This window comes from Limnospira sp. PMC 289.06, assembly GCF_032350395.1.
GTDB classification, from domain to species: domain Bacteria; phylum Cyanobacteriota; class Cyanobacteriia; order Cyanobacteriales; family Microcoleaceae; genus Limnospira; species Limnospira platensis.
In genome coordinates this window covers 1-2434 of record NZ_JARPLC010000249.1, presented here as the reverse complement: position 1 = coordinate 2434, position 2434 = coordinate 1, and the positions used below count along the sequence as shown (strand labels likewise).

Below are 2434 nucleotides of genomic sequence, written 5' to 3'. Positions count from 1 at the left end.
TGCTCAATACATCAATGATAACGGACTGGCTTGGTTCTACTCTGACTGTATCATCGTTGGCTATGGGTGGCTGATTTCCGAGGGAGACATCTTCGGGGACAATGGGAGCCGCCATATTGAAAAAGTAATCGACCTGGGAGGTAAACATGGCTGGTGATTTTCCAGCATGACCTGCAAATAACCCCACTTCTTGGACTTGTAAATCACGGATAAAACTGCCAACTGTATTCCAATTTATACCATCTCCAGAAGATTTGAGAGTCCATAAGTTTCCTTGTCGATTTACATTCAAATATCGAGCTTCTCCCGTAGCCACGGAACCAGAAACCATCACACGGGAACTACCATTAGTGGTAGAAGCACCAAATACTGATAAACCTGACCCAGTTTGAGATACATTAAACCTTAACCAATTCCGCTCATCTTGCTCTACCAAAATTCCCTGCATTTGCTTGGCTACAGTGGGGTCGGAAGCGAATTTAATTTGTAACTCAAAATCTTCGTTGGCGGCGGGTTGCATGAGTCGCGCAATGGTCCGATTTTGATTCCACAAATCAGTATTAGCGGGGACAGAAAGTTCTAAATAAGCATCACTTGTCCCGGTTCCTGTTAAAGCATAGGAGGAATTGGCTAGAGGTTTAATAAAATTCCATTCTGGCTTGAGGTTGCTGCTATTAAAGTCATCGGAGTTGAAGGCTAAATCTAATTCCGAAATACCCAGAAATACAGTGGCTTCGTTGGAGGTAGCACCATGATTATCTTCGACGGTATAAGTAAAGCGATCGCCACTGATATAGGAACCATTATGATTGTAAGTAACTACCCCATTTTGAATACTAACAGTGCCGTGGTTGGGTTCAGTAACGATAGTTACAGTATTCGGCATCAAGCTACCGTCAATATCTTCATCATTACTAAGAACTCTAATATTAACACTATTTCCTTGGCTAACTCTACTGTGATCATTATTGGCGATCGGTGCGAGGTTTGGTCGCTCTTCTCCATAGGGAACAACTGTAACATCACCAAAAGTGGCATCATAATAGTGAGCAACTAGGAGCAATGAACCATGAGACAAGGCTCTGAAATCTGATGATGATTTAAAGGATTGACGATCCCATTCTGTGGGTTCCGGTTCGCTTTCTTCCCAAACTTTAAAGCTATAAATACTACCATCATCTACCGTCTGCGATCGCATCTTGAAATTGTAGGTATTCCCGGCTTCGAGAGTGATGTTTCTGCCACTATTAAAGAAGGTTGATCCTTCTAAAGACAAGCCACTGCTCATGTGATAAAAACCAATTTCCCCATGAGTGCGCCACTGAACATAAGGCTGGGTTCCACCATCGGGTTGATGTCCTTTCCATCGCATTAACAGACCGATTATCCCATTAGTATTAGTTTCATGAATCGTAATGGGAACAGTGGCTTCGTAATCATCCCATCCAATGTCACCAATAGCAATTAAGCGGTCATAACCTGTTTCAGCGGTGCGGACTCCATCATCTGTTAAAGTCCACAGACCATCTACCACTTGTGCTACATCGTTAATTTGATCAACTTCACTCCAGTCAATGGAATAAGTTTTCGGCCAAGCATTTCCTAATTCATGTTTAATAGTGACAGATTCGGTAGCAATATGACCCAGTGTATCAACTGCTGTAATGACAACTATATCATCGTGATCAGATGCGGGGTTGAGATCAGTGTAAGCAATTTCAACGTTAAAGTCGCCATTTCTTGATAAACGAGGATTCCTCGATTCACCATGAACATTAAGACGAAGAGGAATTTCTGGTCCTCCATTGAGTGAGTAGCTTAGAGAAGATATACCGTCTGGGTCGAAAGCGTAACCAAGGATATTGACCCAAACTAGAGGCTTACCAATATGACCAAAACTCTGTTCTGAACCATACCAGATATCAAGAACGGTGGGATTTGGGTCTGCTGATGGTTCTTGAATGGTGATGCTAACATTCGCTAGGTTAGAGGTAGCGCCATCATTATCTTCTACGGTATAAGTAAAGCTATCCGTACCGCTAGATGAACCGTCATGGCTATAGGTGATTGTTCCGTTAGGGTTAACGGTGATATTACCGTAGTTGGGAGAGTCAACTACCGTCACCGTATCTGGGATTAAAACACCATCAAGGTCGCTATCATTATTAAGGACGTTAATGGTAACGGCGTTTCCGGTGCGGACCGTGGCGTTATCATCATTAGCGGTGGGGGGTTGATTTTCTTGGATAGTCAGGGAGACGGTGGCTAGGTTAGAGATAGCGCCATCATCATCTTCTACGGTATAAGTAAAGCTATCCGTACTGGTAGATGAACCGTCATGGCTATAGGTGATTGTTCCGTTAGGGTTAACGGTGATAGTACCGTAGTTGGGAGAGTCAACTACCGTCACCGTATCTGGGATTAAAACACCATC

Annotated in this window: 1 protein-coding gene; it reads right to left on the bottom strand. The window is 43.3% G+C overall.

Features of this window, described 5'->3' with window-relative positions:
• Positions 1–2434, bottom strand: a 2434-nt coding sequence (locus P5674_RS24110; RefSeq protein ID WP_315670357.1) for an Ig-like domain-containing protein, incomplete at both ends; no start/stop codon positions are given.